Source organism: Umezakia ovalisporum Ak1311, assembly GCF_029891685.1.
GTDB classification, from domain to species: Bacteria; Cyanobacteriota; Cyanobacteriia; order Cyanobacteriales; family Nostocaceae; genus Umezakia; species Umezakia ovalisporum.
The window spans coordinates 84,076-99,556 of the sequence record NZ_JANQDJ010000027.1 but is presented as its reverse complement, the minus strand read 5'-3'; the positions used below and the strand labels follow the sequence as shown (position 1 = coordinate 99,556).

Genomic DNA, 15,481 nt, shown 5'->3' with positions numbered 1-15,481 from the left:
AACGGTCTGAGGATGTCTTTGACAATCTTGGGAAATGAATTTATAATCATTATCAATTATTCTATTTTAATACTTCGCCCAGAATTTACCATATTTTGGGCTATTTTTATCACCTCTTTCTTAACATTCAACACTTGTGTTTTGGGACACACCCCCTAAAAACAAGTTGTTTTGCCATCAGACAAAGCACCGAAAATATAGGATGGCGTGTTGCGCTGTTTTAACCCCACGGATAAATCCGTGGGGTTGTTCAGCACCCTAAGGTTGCTCAGGGGAAGGACCGCTAAGGTGACATATTAACCAATATTATCCATGACTGGATGGAAGTAGAAAGCAAACCCCAAAACTGTATAAGCAGCTAATAGTAAAATCCCTTCTAACCAATTGGATTCACCATCAGAACTAATACTATTGGCAATGAAAACTGACACCACTACAGCCACTAGTTCAAAAGGATTAAAATCCAAATCCATCGGTTTATCAAGTACCCACCCAGCTATCACTAAAACTGGCGCGACAAATAAAGCAATTTGCAGACTTGATCCCACGGCTACGGACAGGGAAAGATCCATTTTATTCTTCATGGCTACGGTGATTGCAGTGGCGTGTTCAGCAGCGTTACCAACTATGGGAACTAAAATCACCCCTGTAAATAGAGATGTCAAACCTAGTTGAGATGTGGCTACTTCCAAAGAACTTACCAACATTTCCGATTCCACTGCTACCAACAAAGTACACACTAACAACACCCCACTCCATAACCATATATTGGGTTTGGTATGGTGGGTGTCTTCTGCTTCTATCTCTGCAACACCTACATCATATAGATAGGCGTGGGTTTTCATGGAAAAAAGCAGCGTTAGGGTATACACCAGAATTAAGACTAGTGCCACTGCAAGGGAAAGATTTTGCAGAATTTTTTCACTAATTCCTGTGGAAGTATAATTCACTGCCGTTGGCAAGAGAATGGCAATTACCGCTAAATTCATTGACGAAGCATTTACCCGGGCTACAACCGATTGAAATTTTTGTTCCTTGTAGCGCAGTCCACCCAAAAGCATGGAAAAACCCATTACCAGTAACAAGTTACCGATAATCGAACCTGTAATACTAGCTTTCACTACATCCACTAAGCCAGCGTTCAGAGCCACTAAAGCTATAATCAACTCTGTCGCATTGCCAAAGGTGGCGTTTAGTAATCCTCCCAAGGTTGGCCCAACTACCACGGCTATTTCTTCTGTAGCCGTACCCATCCAGGCCGCTAAGGGTAAAATTGCTAAACCAGCTGTAATAAAGACTATCAAATCTCCCCACTCTAAAAAGTGGGCTGCTAAAGAAACTGGTATAAACAGTAATAAAATCAGCAAGAGAGTGTTTTTAACTGACATTTTCTACCTTCAAGTGAGATGATCATGCACAGATGTTTCTAATTATTCGCAATATATCAAGCACTCTGCAACCAAATACTAGGATACTCTCAAGCATGTGGGCTTTTGTGACAAATTATAATCTTTTGGATATGGTTTTCATTGATTTCAAATCCTTATAGTATTTACTCAATGGTCTACTACAGATGTAAAATAAAATTGCAATTTATAAAGTTTTAGCAAACTTTCGTAGTAAAAATATCTATCTAAACTAGCATTTTCCGCTAAATATAGGGTTTAATAGAAGAAAAGACTCTAAAATATTTGACAGACGTTGTTAATAAAAAATCCTAATGTCTGTGAGATAACGCAGATTTACCGCTCTAGTCAAACAATTTTTGGGGAGATTTAACTGTATCCTATACCCATAGTTTTGCTCTATACCGGATTTTGGATTAAAACCCTTGTAAAAAGGTTTAAAGGCCAAGTTTTGGGCGCGAATGTAAGTTTTTTATTTGGATGAATATACATGACTTCTGCTGCTGAAATGCCAGTGAACCCTGGCACAACCTTTACATCACATTCACTAGCCAACGATACTGATCAGACTGACCCCCTGAAACAGGCCGCTGGTGTATATGTGACGGTGCATGGTCATTTTTATCAGCCACCCAGGGAAAACCCTTATTTAGAGGCGATTGAACGTCAACCCAGTGCAGCACCTTTTCATGACTGGAATGAACGCATTCATTGGGAATGCTATCGCCCCAATGCTTTTGCTAGGGTGTTAAATGACCAGGGCGAAGTATTAGATATTGTCAATAATTACGAATACTTCAGCTTTAATATCGGTCCAACGCTGATGTCGTGGCTAGAACGCTACGATTTCGAGGTTTATCAGCGAATTTTAGAAGCAGATCTCAAGAGTTCTCAGCGTTTGCATGGTCATGGCAATGCCATCGCCCAAGTGTACAATCACATCATTATGCCTTTGGCTAATGAACGGGATAAATACACCCAAATTCGTTGGGCAAAAGAAGACTTCCGCTCTCGTTTTGGACGTGATCCCGAAGGTATGTGGCTAGCGGAAACTGGTGTGGACTATCCCACTTTAGAAGCTTTGGTGGCTGAAAAAATCCGGTTTATTATCCTTGCACCATCCCAGGCCCAGCGTTGTCGTCCCCTACCAACAGAGAATCATCCCCACCCAGAATGGCAAGAAGTCGGCGGTAGTCAAATTGATCCCACCCGCCCTTATCGTTGTTATTTAAAGCCAAAACTAAGTACTGCGGCTTCACCTCTGAGCACAACAAAGGAAGGAACTAAAGATATTGATAATTCCCTTCCTTACATTGATATTTTCTTTTACGATGGGCCTATTTCCAGGGATATGGGTTTTAGTGATGTGGTTTATAGTTCCAGTCACTTCGCCCGACGTATCGGCTCCGCAGTGCGTGGAGATCATCGTCCAGCACAATTAATTTCGGTAGCTACAGACGGGGAAACTTTTGGACACCACAAGAAAGGAACCGAGAAAACCTTAGCTTACGCTTTTGTTGCGGAGTTTCCTAACCATGGTTGGACAGTGACCAACTTTGCTCACTATCTCAGCCTCAATCCTCCCACTTGGGAAGTAGAAATTAAACCAGCAGCTACAGCTTGGAGTTGCGCCCACGGTGTCAATAGATGGCAGGATGACTGTGGTTGTGGTGGTGAAGGTGGTGTATGGCATCAAAAATGGCGGCGACCGTTGCGAAATGCTTTAAATTGGCTGCGGGATCAGCTGATTGATGTATATGAGGAAAATGGTAGACAGCTGTTCCGTGACCCCTGGCAAGCGCGAGATGAATATATCCAGGTCATGGGCGATCGCTCTCCTGGGAATATTAATTCCTTCCTGACCCGCCATCAAACCCACAAACTCATAGCAGTAGAACAAGTAGATGCTTTGCGCTTGTTGGAAATGCAGCGTCATGCTTTGCTGATGTTCACTAGTTGTGGCTGGTTTTTTGAAGAAATTTCTCGCCCAGAAGGTACGCAGATTCTCCGCTATGCCGCCCGTGCCTTAGAATTGGCTGGAGACGTGGCAGGTGTACAGTTAGAAAAAGGTTTCCTCAAACGCTTAGGGTTAGCTCCCAGTAATGTAGATATCTTTAAAAATGGTGCGGAAGTGTATCGGCAAATGGTACAAACTGCCCAAGTCAGCGTTAAACAAGTAGCTGCACATTATGCTATTACTTCTTTATTTGGTAATCACAAATCCACAGAAAAGCCAAATCCCCATGTCACAAAACAAACTACTAAATATCCTCATCCTGATCAAAAGCGGGTTTATTGCTACACAATCAATGAGATAGATTACCAACTCCAACGCATGGGATCATTGACACTGGCGGTAGGACATTTAAAGCTGGTGTCAGAAATTACCTGGGAAAGTGAAAATTTGGTCTTTGCCGTCCTGCATTTAGGTGGCTGGGATTTCCATTGCTGCACTCAATTATTTACCGGACGACGTGATTACAGCCAATTGAAAGAAAAGCTGTTTATAGCATTGCGTCAGGCGAGCGCGTCTCACGCTATTTTGGTGATGACACAGCTATTTAAAGAAGATACGTTCAGTTTGCAGAATCTTTTTGCAGAAGAACGTCACCGAATTATGCGCTTACTTAGTCAGGAAACACTGACACGTCTAGACCAACTGTATACCCAAACATACCGTGATAATTATGGCGTGTTGATGGCATTTCACCGAGACGAACTAGAAGTTCCCCAAGAGTTGCAGGTGGCAGCAGAGATTGCCTTGGGATCACGTTGTATGATGATATTGCGATCGCTTGAGCAAGATATCACAGAACCAACACCGAGCTTAAATCACATTGCAGAACTAGAAGCGATCGCTACTGAGGCCAAACACCTACATTGTCGGCTCAATATTCCCGAAGGTAGGCAGATATTAGAACAGTTGATCACGCGATTACTTTGGCAATTGTTGCACGATATCCATGGCAGTTTGGCTACAGAAATCCAAACTTTAGAACGCTTAATTGATGTCAGCTATCAGCTAAATATCGGTATATCCCTGCACAGATCTCAAGAGTTATACTTTAGTTGTCTGCACAGTCAAATTGTGCCCCTATGTGTCACATCTTTAATCAGTCAAGAGGACAATCATCAATGTCGTCAATTCCTAAAATTAGGACAAAAGTTAGCAGTTGATGTGAGCCATATTTTGAGTAAGTTTGATTAAAGGAAATCTTTGGGGTGTGTTGTTATAAAGGACAATGCACCATTTTTTTTACCCACAGGTTTACGGATGTGTTAAGAGGCTGTTGGTAAAAAAGCATTAGTCAAAGCAATGACTTCAGCTACTCTAGTGGAGGGAGCCAGGGAATAAATGAAGAGTCTCATTGCTGAAGTCAGTTGAAATCAACCATTTTATCCTCACCGACCCCAGAGGTTGATGTGAAAAAGTTCTCCAGAATAACTTTTAAAATTGTGAATTGCCTAAGATAAATTTAGAAGAAACTAAAATATCTGGAGTTACTATGCCAAAGCGGGTGATTGCAGAAGTAAAAAGTTGGTTTAAACGAGGAAGAATTGTTGGGAATTTAGAAATTTTCCAAGACTTCATTGTTATTTCCCTGTGCTTAGGCTTATTTGGTGTGATGCTGATCCGATTGGGAGATATGTTTTACTCCTTTTTACATCCATTAGATTTACGGGAAGTAACATCTGATATTTTATTTATTTTGATTTTAGTAGAGTTATTTCGACTCTTAATTGATTATTTACAAGAGCAGCGTATTTCTGTGGGCGCAGCAGTAGAAATTACTATTGTTTCCGCACTGCGCGAAGTCATTTTACGAGGCGTCCTGGAAATTCCTCGTGAGCAAATTTTGGCAATTTCTGTATTTTTAGCAGTCTTAGCCACAATCCTCGGCACTTTACCTTGTATATCTCTGTTTTTTGAAAATTTAAAAGCTAGCACTTCCGAGACCACAGATTAAATATGGCCATAACTATGGCAATTGCAGTTACTATAGAGACATTCAGTGTCTCTTTTTTTGTAAAGGTAAAGATTATTACCCTTGACTAAAGATGACAAAAATTACACAACTTCCATAACCGACAAAATAGATTCGTGTCTTCTCTGGATCTGTGGTTCGTTATTAAAAATATTCCTACCTCTTTATTGGAATATGCGTCTTCCATCAGCTTGTATAATGATTGAGTTATCTATCCTACCTCACACAGCCATCGTCCCTTGGGGGTGAGCAAACGTATATGATACAGTGGAAACCACCTTTGATAGAGTTAGTCAAAGAAATTATCGCGATCAATCAAGGCTGGAAGTTAGCTGAGGAAATCGGTGATTATGCTTCCGCCCTATCAGACTCACTAGCTGAGTTAAAAAATCGGTTACAAGTACAACTTTTACGGAATTACGCTCCTGAAAAAGTTTATTTGCAAATTGATACCTCTACAGACAGCACAGAAATGGAAGAACTCTATGGGTTGATTCTGCGGGAACCCATAGAAGGTTATTGGAACGCTGCTCATCTTCCAGTACGTGTTGCTGAAAAATTATTGTCTGCTCAAGAAATAGAACAATTCATCATCCCATTAGAAGTTGAGAAGAAACATGATTCTAACTGTGCTTAATATTTTTTGGCAAAATACTTTTTTTCATTGGATTATTGTGATTGTTTTTCTGGTGGCGCTAATAGCGGTAATACTCGAAAGTGGATTTCTGCATAGTTTTTTCAATAGGTTTTCAATATTTAGAAATCAGGAAAAAAATCAAAAAATTATTAAACGCTTGAAAAGAAAACTTAGATTTCTGTATGAGCCTTCTAGTTCTATAGATATAAATCTGAAAGAAAATGAAGAAATTATTGAAGACTTGAAAGAAAACAAACCGAGTGATGAAACTTCAAAAGTTTTAAGTCTAACTTTAAGAAATTCAGATGATAAAGTATCCCGGTGGCTCGAAAAGCATTTAGTTAGGATTCGTGAGAATAATGATGGTAATTTCCACGCCCAAGTTGAGGGGGGAAGATTTGTATTATTACAATATCCAACTGTTTTCACCCGTTCTATTCCTAGTAGTTTTTGGCGTTTTGTACCTACTATTCTCATTGCCATTGGTGTTTTAGGGACTTTTTATGGTATTCAAGAAGGACTATCGAAAATAGATATCAGCAATATTGAGCAAAATAGTTCTAACTTATTAGAAGCTAGCGTTCAGCTACTACGAGGTATGAAAACTGCTTTTTCTACCTCATTGATGGGATTAGGCTCTAGCAGTATATTCACTATTGTATTAGCAATTGCAGAAGAACGAAAACGCCAACGTATTAAGGAAGTACGCCATGAACTAGATAAAATTGCTTTTGTCCAAAGTCCTGCAAGAGTTTTATCTCGGTTAAAATTTGATGCTATTGATGGAGCAGCAAAAAGTCTGGAGGAAACTGCTGGAACTATCACAACTTCATTTACAAAATTAATTGAAGCACAAGGTAAACTAAGTCCTGATGCTATTGGTAGAGCAATAGGACAAGAGATGTATCCCATTTTTGAGGGTATTAAAGAAGAACTATCACTATTAAAAGACATTAAACATGACCAAGGTGGAGAAATTTTAAAGAATTTAATTAGAGAACAAAGAGAACAATTAATTGAACCCCTGATAGCTGAACTAAACAGAAGCGCAAAACTCACTCAGGAAGCTTCTCAAGCTGTCCATGAACTCAAAAAAGAACTCGGTGGAATTTCTCAAAGTCTCAGCCAATCTGTAAATACTATCCAAAGATTCCAAGAGGATACTTTAGTAAAATTGCAAGATTTTGCTGGTAATTTACAGTTTATTTTAAACGAATTTCGTTCTGATACTCAAGGAGTAATGGAGCGCGTTTCTACAGAAATTCAGTCAGCAGTTAATGCTAGTGTTCAGGCTATAGATGCTCAAAAAATTGCTTTTGAAAGTAGCGCCAGTCAAGCAGCTAATACTTTTAGAGGTATTCGCGAAGACTTACAAGCAGCATTACATACCCAAGCTGAAATAGAACGCCAAATGCTTCAGGAGTTTCAAGATAGAACTGTAGCTATTATCACTACACAAACTGAAAGCATTACTACAGTTGGAAATGAAGCATCTCGATTAATGGATGCAGCTAGAGAAAATTTAATATCTACCCTCTCCAATATTGATACAATGCTGCAAAACACTCGCATCACTGTACAGGAAGAGTTACAACAATTTCGTCTGAACTATCAAGAAGCTTTACAAAATTTCTTCACTAGCCAACATGAGTTATTAGAAGAAACTTTAGGTGAGCAACGTCAAGGGCTAGCTCAGGTAGTCAATGATTTACAGACGGCTTTTAACGATGAATACGAAAGACGCTTAAGGTTATCCGCAGGGATAGAGGAAACCATGACAAGAATTCAGGAAACGGTTCGTATTATGAATAACTTTGCCAATGCTGTAGGTTTACACTCAGGAGAAAGACTAGAGCAAATTATAGAAATTTCTCGATTGCTGGGTTCAGAAGCTACTAGGATTGAGAAAGTTTATGCAGGTATGATTGAACAATTGAATCAAGCTTTAGCCATGAGTAATCAACATTTAGTTACTTACTTAGAACAAGCATCTGCATCTGAAAGAGTCTTTTTCACTCAAGCTGATGAAGCCACCGCTAGGATTTCTCACCAATTACTCCAAGCTGCTAATTACTTAGTAGCTGCGGAAGCTTATCGTCGTGATCAAAACAATCATAATAGTTAATAATCATGAATGATTTTACTGAGTGGGAACAAGAATCTCAAACAGAAGAAGATAATTCCAGTGTTTTACTCTCCATTGGAGATATGATGTCTGGATTATTAATGATATTTGCTTTATTGTTCATTACTGTTTCGTTACAGTTGAGTCAAAGAGAAAAACCTAAGCAAGATGTGATTGCAGAAGTGATTTCTGCTTTAAACTCCAATGATGTCAATGTAGAAGTTAATGCCAAAAACGGAGAGGTCACTCTTGCAGAAAGTATACTTTTTGCAGAAAATAGTGCAGAATTAACTCCTAGGGGTCAAAATTTTCTACAGAAGTTTATCCCTGTTTATAGCAATGTAATTTTTTCCAAGCCTGTATATGAGGATGTAATCACGCGGGTAGTGATTGAAGGACACACTAGTTCTAAGGGTAATTACAACGCAAATTTACAACTGAGTTTGTTAAGGTCTTTTTCAGTCGCTGAATATATCTTCTCTCCCAAGATGCAATTTAAAAGTAAATCAAAGCTGAGTGAAAAAATCATTTCCTCTGGAAGGGGAGAAATTGAAGCTCGTCAAGAGATTGACTACCCCAAAGATAGAAAAGTAACTTTTCAATTGCAATTTAAAGGAGAGGATTTGTCTGATATTTTTCAACGAAAATAACTTTTACTAAACAAAAATCATCATGTTTAATTTTCCCACTTTATCTCTCCAGCAGCCACAGTTACAACAACCAGCAAATTTACTGCAATTAGTCAATAATTTTCGTAATTCTCAACAATTCTCACATCTGCAAAATCTCCGCGAAGCAGAAATAGATAGTTGCCGTTCGTTAGATGACATTATTCAAACGTTGCAAGAGGGAAATAGTGACCAAATTAAATGTATTGAATGGGTATATTGTCTCTACAACAAAGCCGAATGGGATCAAGAACACCCGGAAAGCAGTCAGGAAACTTCAGAGTTGATTTGGACAGTAGCAATGAATAATTTATGGCTGAAACAAAGATTGTTATGGCTGTTAGTGCTTCATTACAGCCAGTCATCATCAATTATTAGTGATTCTTTAGTGAAAACTTTTGTATCTTTTGTCAAGCAAGGGGGAAAAAATGACATTCAAATAGTCATTATAGAAACAATTAGGCAAAACAATTATCAACAACTAGCTCTAGTTGCAAAAGAAAACAATCTTACACCTAAAGAATTACTCAAAAATGCCAATTTTCCATCTAGCATTCCTGCGGTTAGTCAGGCTTTAAATTATGTAGTCACAATATTTGTTAATGACAATCAGCCACAATGGTTACTGCGTTGTTTTCAGCAAATGTCCCGAGAACAACAACATCAGCAAGTCAATAAGTTACTAACCACAGTAAATGCGTAAACAGGAAGTTGTTTCTTATCAATAGTTGAATGGTTACGTCAAAATTATGGGCCTCGTACCATTAATTCTCAATGGCGTGAACTATCATCACAAGCTCAGTCAGCACTCCGTCAATGGATTGGTGCTGCTACTTGGGGAGATTTTGATAAACTCCTCACAGCCCTAATTCGTCACTTGGAGTCACGTTTACAATTATTATCCCCAGGGAGTAGAGAATATCAAGAAGTAAAGTATCAGAAAAATCAACTGGACAGACGCAAGGGTTTCTGGTCAAATTATAGCGATCGCTTTGAACGGCTGCGTATTTTGGTACCAAAGTCAACTAGTTGGATCAGTGATGAATTAACACGAGATATTGATATTCTTGTAGATGACGGCAGTAATGAAACAGAAGTTTGTATCTTTGATTTTGGTGATTGGTTTATAGTGGAATTCTTTCGTGGAAATGGAAGTGAAATTCTGCTCTTTAACCGCGATCGCTCTACCAGGTTTGAAGAAAAATTATTTCAATCTCAAAATTTGTCTATCTCAGATATTCGCCGTCTGCGTCGTTTGGGAGGAGAAATTCATGATCATGTCTACCTTTGGCAATATTATGCTGAACAATGGTTGAGAGGACAACACGGAATTTATCCTAATGACGGGATAATTAGTTTTCAAGGACTTGATCATCCTTGGAACACATACAATCGAAACACAGGGTTACCCGTTCCTTCAGTGGATAAACAGAGCGATCGCGAAAGAGCATTAGTACATTGGCGCAGGGACATAGAAAGAATATACTAAAAACTTCGTATTTAGTTTAAATAACAAAAATACAATCAGATATAGTCAGATACCATCATTTATGGTATATTTTCGTAATTAAATTATTTGACTATCCAGAGTTTGCATAATTTAATGAATATTAAACTTTTGTGGGGTGAGCATCTTGCTTGCAGACAATAGCCAATGCTCCTGTTCCACCGAGAAACTATAACCCTACATTTTGACCTTGCCAGTCAACTACCAGCAGCTTCAATCCAAAGTGTAGACAGAAGGCTAAATTCCTCAAAGTCCCTTATTTTTAGGGGAATTGGGGGAGAGGGAAAAGTTTTTTATACATCAAGAGGAAGTTTCACAACATCCTCTCAAACGGTTATGGGTAATGTCAATTCTTTTTGATAAATTTTTGTATTTTATACTTGACAATTACTTATATATCAAGTTTTTTTGAAATAATGGTGAAGATAACTTTAGTTAAAACACGCAATGGAGAGTTTGATGAAAATAACAATTAAGAATATGGTTCTCGCACTGGGAATGTTAATCCTAGTAAGTAGTTGTGGAAATCAATCAACTTCTAGTCAAAGTCAGCAGTCTCAAAACGTCATTGAAGTTAGTAATACAGTCAAGACTGGAACAACGATTAGAATAGACGGTTCGAGTACAGTACATCCCATTACTCAAGCAATTGTCCAGGAGTTTCAAGAAAACTCTAAGAATAAGCTGCAAATAGACGTAAAGATTTCTGGTACCACAGGCGGATTTGAAAAATTTTGCGCTGGAGAAACAGAGATTAATAACGCGTCTCGACCAATTTTAGTGGCAGAGATGGAAGCTTGTAAGAAGAATGGAGTGGGGTATATAGAGCTTCCCATTGCTTTTGATGCTTTAACGGTGGTTGTTAATCCGCAAAATAACTGGGCAAAAGACATTACGATAGCAGAATTAAAAAAGATTTGGGAACCTGCAGCCCAGGGAAAAATTACTCGATGGAATCAAGTCCGCCCATCCTGGCCGGATCGTCCTTTAACTTTATATGGTGCAGGTGATAAATCTGGTACTTTTGATTACTTTACAGAAGCTATTGTCGGTAAAACCAGAGCTTCTCGTAATGACTATACAGCTAGTGAAGATGATGATGTATTAGTATATGAGGTAAGCAAAGATCCAAATGCTTTGGGTTACTTTGGCTATGCCTATTACGAAAAACATCAAGGTAAGTTAAAAGCACTCTCCATAGATAGCGGACGTGGTGCAGTATTACCTTCACGTCAAGCTGTAGAGAAAGCCCAGTATCAACCACTTGCTCGTCCTTTGTTTATTTATGTTAATCCTAGGTCTCTCTCAGGTAGAGGAATACTTTACAAATTTACTGATTTTTATATTCAGAAAGCACCAGAGGTAATTAGCTCTGTGGGATACATACCTTTACCAGAGGATGGCTACCGACTTAATTATATTCATATGTACCAAGGTAAGGTAGGCACAGTATTTGATGGCAAAGCTGAAATGAACTTAACTATTGGTGATTTGTTACGCAAAGAAGCCGAATTTTAAGTAGCTATACTTAAAAAAAGGTAGTCACCACAAGTGGCAGATCCCTGAGTTCTCTGAGAAGTGGGGGGTCTGTTTTTTTGTTGATATCTATTCTGTTGGTATAGGAATTTGAGGAGTTTTATTCATCAGCAGTTAGAAGAGGCGGCAAATGTTTATTGTTAATTACAGGTAATATAAGACTGAATTTTTACTGTTATTTTTACTTCTGTAAAACTTTATTCATCCACAACCCAGACAAAGCATTGACATCTACATCTTGCCCTTTACCTTCCTGAGTATTTTGAAAAAGTACAGTAAATGCACCCGCACCTAGTTCATCTTGGGGAAAAATCCGATAACAAGGAATATCAGTTAACTTGGATTGATATTGATGTAAATAATTCACCTGTATTGGTTGAAATTGAGGAAATTTTGATAAAAACCATTCACAAACCTCCTCATTTTCTTCAGGAGAGTAAGTACAGGTCATATAAACAAGATATCCTTGTGGTGCAACTAATTGAGCAGAATTAGCTATAATCCTTTTTTGCCTATTAGCACTTCTATTAATAGCTGTGGGATGAAAACATCCTGGTGCTTTTTCAGCTTTAGCCAGTAAAGATTGACCAGTACAAGGCGCATCTACTATGACTAAATCACTAGATAAGGGCATGGTTTCTGCAAAAATACTAGAATCGCGATTTACCACAGCGCAAGGGCTAACTTGACACCGCTTTAAATTAGAAATTAGCATTCCCAAACGTTTACCGATCACTTCATTACAAATTAGTAGTTGAGGTTGCAATGCTCTCCAAGCAAAAATACTCTTACCCCCCGGAGAAGCACACATATCAAAAACCAAACCTACAGGACGAGGAATTGTCAATAAAACAGCAGCCGCAAACACAGAAGAAAAATCCAAGCAATAAAAATAACCTTGTTCATGGAGAGGATGTTTACCTGGCTTTTCTCCTAATAATAAACGCTCCACAAAGTCTGGTTGCCATTTGGTTGGTGTTTCTACGGTAAATGGCAATATATCTGGCTTGTTTTGACACCAAAGAATAGCAGGATTAAAAGACTGAGGATGAATCAATGAATCAATAAATTTTTGTTGTTGTTCAAGGCTAGTGAACAAACGCCGTGAGAGTTTAAGCAATAAATTTGATGGTTTTTCCATAAGTAAAATTGTTAGATAAGAACAATGTTATCGATACTGTTGGCTGCATACTGAAAGCATAATGACCACGATGCTAAACATGATTTCTCAGCTAACCTACTACACTGGAGATAGTCATAAATGTTAGATAACTTTCAGCAAAAATTACGCCAAGAAGCACAATTGTGGCGAGATGAGGGACTGATTAGCGCTTCACAGTATCAAAACCTAGAACAACGTTATGGATTTAATAATCTGGAAAGGGCTGCGCGCGATCGCTTTGGGGTAATTGTGATTACTATAGGTAGTATCTTTTTGTGTTTAGGTGTAATTACCTTTGTAGCAGCAAACTGGGGATTATGGTCACGAGAAGTTAAATTCATCTTGATGATGAGTTTATTTTTCTCCACTACTATCATTGGTTTTTATACCCAAAGAGAAGCTAAATCAGGTAACAATCAACAAAATCAACAGCAAAAATCTAAACGCATCGTCGGAGAAGGACTACTTATTCTAAGTGGTTTTATCTTAGGGGCAAACATATTATTGATGGCACAGATTTTCAATGTTAATGGTTCCCTGGCTGAACTATTTTTTGCTTGGGGATTTGGTGTTTTAGTCATGGCCTACAGTCTATCCTTAAGTTCTCTGGGAATCATGGCAATTATCCTCATTCAAATTGGTTATTGGCTGGGAAGAAGAGAATTCTCGGTATTTGCAGATGACTGGAATTGGGTACTTTTGGTAGTTCGACATATGCCTTTGTTGTCGTGGTTACTATTTGTACCCTTAGCATATTTTTGTCGCTCGCGCTGGATTTTTGTTTTGGCAGCTTTCGTCTTTGCTACTACTTTACAGTTAAATCTCAATCCCCTACCACTGCTGAATTTTTCTAATATCGCTCCTTGGGTAGCATCGTTTGCTTTTGCACTACCACCTGCATTATTCTGGAGCTATGATGATTTGCTGTTTCCCACCATCAACTATAGGCTATTTCAACCCCTCGCCCGTAACCTGGCATTGCTATTTTTCGCTCTGGTGTTTTATGCCTTGTCTTTTCGTTGGCAATGGGTAGCCTCGACTTTAAATTCTTTTGCCCCAAACAGCACAAATAACTTGTTCATGTCTTTGCCCATCATTGATTTAGGCATTCTCAGTGGTTTAGCAGTGTTACAATGGTTATCGCTGCTGCGGTTGAGAAACAACCCTCCTCGCCGGGAATTAATTTTCACTATTGCTGTGGTTGGTACTTTTTTGGCTTTCATTATTATTACACCTTTCTGGCATCTAGCTATTACGCGCATTGATGAATTAGGCAGTTTCATCTTCAATGTACTTTTAGCTTTCTTCGCATCAGGGCTAATTCGAGAAGGATTAAAGTTAAATAGCAGAAGCAGCTTTTGGGGAGGTATGCTATTATTAATGCTACAAATTATTAGTCGCGCCATAGAATACGACACAGACCCACTTTTTCAGTCTCTTCTCTTTGTTCTATGCGGTTCGGCATTAATTGGCGCTGGACTTTGGTTTGAACGTCGCTCACCTGCTCGATCTCATTCCTAATAACAATTTGAATAAGTGGGTTGTTGCTCTTGGCCTACAAGGTTTCGGTCTGGTAGAATGGCCATCCATCATTTTATTTAGAGGCTCTCTGCGTTATTCCTAATTCTGGTAATTTGACCAGACACAATTGTGACCAATCACCTTTTAATTTAGGACTACGCTCATGAGAAGTGACTCCTCTGAATCAAGTGGAAATAAATCATTTAGAACTTTATCTCCTGAACTCGAATTTTCCGAAAAGCTGACTTTTCGAGACTACCTAATTGCGACTGAAGAAAAAGCGAACCGGCCTCTACCTTTATGGCGGCTGTTAATTCCTTTGTTGATTCAAACCGGAATAATTCTCGCAGTTCCCACCCAAGCCATGTATACTAATTTCACCGGGAGGGATGTGATTCTGCAAACTCTAGCCCAAGACCCGAACAATTTTGTTCAGGACTTTTATCTTAGGTTGGAATACAACATATCCCGTGTTGAAAATTTGAGAGAACTTCCTGGTTGGGATGATTTACTGAGGGTAAATAAGGGAAGAAACAGACGACTACTATCGGGAACTAACTTGTACTTAATTTTACAAGAGCAACAAAATTTATCAAACCGTGGTGTTCCCAGAGCTTGGAAACCTGTACGGGTTAGTAGTAATTTACCCCAATCCCTGCCGAGAAATCAAGTAGCATTAAAAGGCGTGTATCAAGATAATGCTGTTATCTATGGCATAGAAACATACTACCTTCCACAAGAGCAACGCCAGCAAATTAGTAACGATATTCTCCAAAGCGTGCAGCTAACCAGAAAAAATCGAGGTAGACAAATTCAACCAATTACAGTCAGAGTGAAAGTAGATCCTCAGGGAAATGCTGTACCCGTTAGTTTGTGGGTGCGGAATGGCAAAACATTCCCAATGGATCGCAATTATCGTTTTTAAATGTGTTT

The 15,481-nt window shown here is 38.8% G+C and carries 12 protein-coding genes; 10 read left to right on the top strand and 2 right to left on the bottom strand.

The window, feature by feature from the left end; genetic code table 11:
• Positions 1 to 296: 296 nt before the first annotated feature.
• Positions 297 to 1,388, bottom strand: coding sequence for a calcium/proton exchanger (gene cax, locus NWP25_RS04215; RefSeq protein WP_280687629.1), 1,092 nt, complete (start codon positions 1,386 to 1,388; stop codon positions 297 to 299).
• 508 nt (positions 1,389 to 1,896) lie between these two features.
• On the opposite strand from cax, the gene NWP25_RS04210 reads away from it, so the two are divergent.
• The 8 genes from NWP25_RS04210 (at position 1,897) to NWP25_RS04175 (ending at position 11,847) form a co-directional block, all read left to right on the top strand.
• Positions 1,897 to 4,614 carry a DUF3536 domain-containing protein gene (locus NWP25_RS04210; RefSeq protein WP_280650105.1) on the top strand — a complete coding sequence of 906 codons (2,718 nt, stop codon included), beginning with the start codon at positions 1,897 to 1,899 and terminating at the stop codon, positions 4,612 to 4,614.
• Positions 4,615 to 4,912: 298 nt separating this feature from the next.
• On the top strand, positions 4,913 to 5,374 hold the full coding sequence (locus NWP25_RS04205) for a phosphate-starvation-inducible PsiE family protein (protein WP_280650109.1): 462 nt from the start codon (positions 4,913 to 4,915) through the stop codon (positions 5,372 to 5,374).
• A 277-nt stretch (positions 5,375 to 5,651) separates the two neighbouring features.
• Complete coding sequence (locus NWP25_RS04200) at positions 5,652 to 6,029, top strand: hypothetical protein (RefSeq protein ID WP_280650106.1); 378 nt, start codon at positions 5,652 to 5,654, stop codon at positions 6,027 to 6,029.
• 157 nt (positions 6,030 to 6,186) lie between these two features.
• Complete coding sequence (locus tag NWP25_RS04195; RefSeq protein ID WP_280698913.1) at positions 6,187 to 8,154, top strand: hypothetical protein; 1,968 nt, start codon at positions 6,187 to 6,189, stop codon at positions 8,152 to 8,154.
• A 5-nt stretch (positions 8,155 to 8,159) separates the two neighbouring features.
• Positions 8,160 to 8,804 (top strand): OmpA/MotB family protein, encoded by a 645-nt coding sequence (locus NWP25_RS04190; RefSeq protein ID WP_280649630.1) that lies wholly within the window; start codon positions 8,160 to 8,162, stop codon positions 8,802 to 8,804.
• A 22-nt stretch (positions 8,805 to 8,826) separates the two neighbouring features.
• On the top strand, positions 8,827 to 9,525 hold the full coding sequence (locus NWP25_RS04185) for a hypothetical protein (protein WP_280698911.1): 699 nt from the start codon (positions 8,827 to 8,829) through the stop codon (positions 9,523 to 9,525).
• Between the two features lie 21 nt (positions 9,526 to 9,546).
• Positions 9,547 to 10,311: an EH signature domain-containing protein gene (locus NWP25_RS04180; RefSeq protein ID WP_280698915.1), complete on the top strand. Its 765-nt coding sequence runs from the start codon at positions 9,547 to 9,549 to the stop codon at positions 10,309 to 10,311.
• Positions 10,312 to 10,788: 477 nt separating this feature from the next.
• A complete protein-coding gene (locus NWP25_RS04175) occupies positions 10,789 to 11,847 on the top strand; it encodes a PstS family phosphate ABC transporter substrate-binding protein (protein ID WP_280649628.1) in 1,059 nt (352 codons plus the stop codon).
• A gap of 199 nt (positions 11,848 to 12,046) precedes the next feature.
• On the opposite strand, the gene NWP25_RS04170 is transcribed toward NWP25_RS04175, so the two are convergent.
• A complete protein-coding gene (locus tag NWP25_RS04170; protein WP_280656791.1) occupies positions 12,047 to 13,006 on the bottom strand; it encodes an RsmB/NOP family class I SAM-dependent RNA methyltransferase in 960 nt (319 codons plus the stop codon).
• 120 nt (positions 13,007 to 13,126) lie between these two features.
• Between NWP25_RS04170 and NWP25_RS04165 the strand changes: the two genes are divergently transcribed.
• Together NWP25_RS04165 and NWP25_RS04160 are read left to right on the top strand one after the other, a co-directional pair.
• Positions 13,127 to 14,548, top strand: coding sequence for a DUF2157 domain-containing protein (locus tag NWP25_RS04165; protein WP_280649626.1), 1,422 nt, complete (start codon positions 13,127 to 13,129; stop codon positions 14,546 to 14,548).
• Positions 14,549 to 14,711: 163 nt separating this feature from the next.
• Positions 14,712 to 15,473, top strand: a complete 762-nt coding sequence (locus NWP25_RS04160) for a GDYXXLXY domain-containing protein (RefSeq protein WP_280649625.1) — start codon at positions 14,712 to 14,714, stop codon at positions 15,471 to 15,473.
• The last annotated feature ends 8 nt before the right edge of the window (positions 15,474 to 15,481 follow it).

Bases quoted from the DNA above. Each gene is read 5' to 3' on its own strand.
- NWP25_RS04165 (WP_280649626.1), top strand. From the start codon at position 13,127: ATGTTAGATAACTTTCAGCAAAAATTACGCCAAGAAGCACAATTGTGG.
- NWP25_RS04160 (WP_280649625.1), top strand. From the start codon at position 14,712: ATGAGAAGTGACTCCTCTGAATCAAGTGGAAATAAATCATTTAGAACT.
- NWP25_RS04200 (WP_280650106.1), top strand. From the start codon at position 5,652: ATGATACAGTGGAAACCACCTTTGATAGAGTTAGTCAAAGAAATTATC.
- cax (WP_280687629.1), bottom strand. From the start codon at position 1,388: ATGTCAGTTAAAAACACTCTCTTGCTGATTTTATTACTGTTTATACCA.
- NWP25_RS04185 (WP_280698911.1), top strand. From the start codon at position 8,827: ATGTTTAATTTTCCCACTTTATCTCTCCAGCAGCCACAGTTACAACAA.
- NWP25_RS04190 (WP_280649630.1), top strand. From the start codon at position 8,160: ATGAATGATTTTACTGAGTGGGAACAAGAATCTCAAACAGAAGAAGAT.
- NWP25_RS04210 (WP_280650105.1), top strand. From the start codon at position 1,897: ATGACTTCTGCTGCTGAAATGCCAGTGAACCCTGGCACAACCTTTACA.
- NWP25_RS04170 (WP_280656791.1), bottom strand. From the start codon at position 13,006: ATGGAAAAACCATCAAATTTATTGCTTAAACTCTCACGGCGTTTGTTC.
- NWP25_RS04205 (WP_280650109.1), top strand. From the start codon at position 4,913: ATGCCAAAGCGGGTGATTGCAGAAGTAAAAAGTTGGTTTAAACGAGGA.
- NWP25_RS04175 (WP_280649628.1), top strand. From the start codon at position 10,789: ATGAAAATAACAATTAAGAATATGGTTCTCGCACTGGGAATGTTAATC.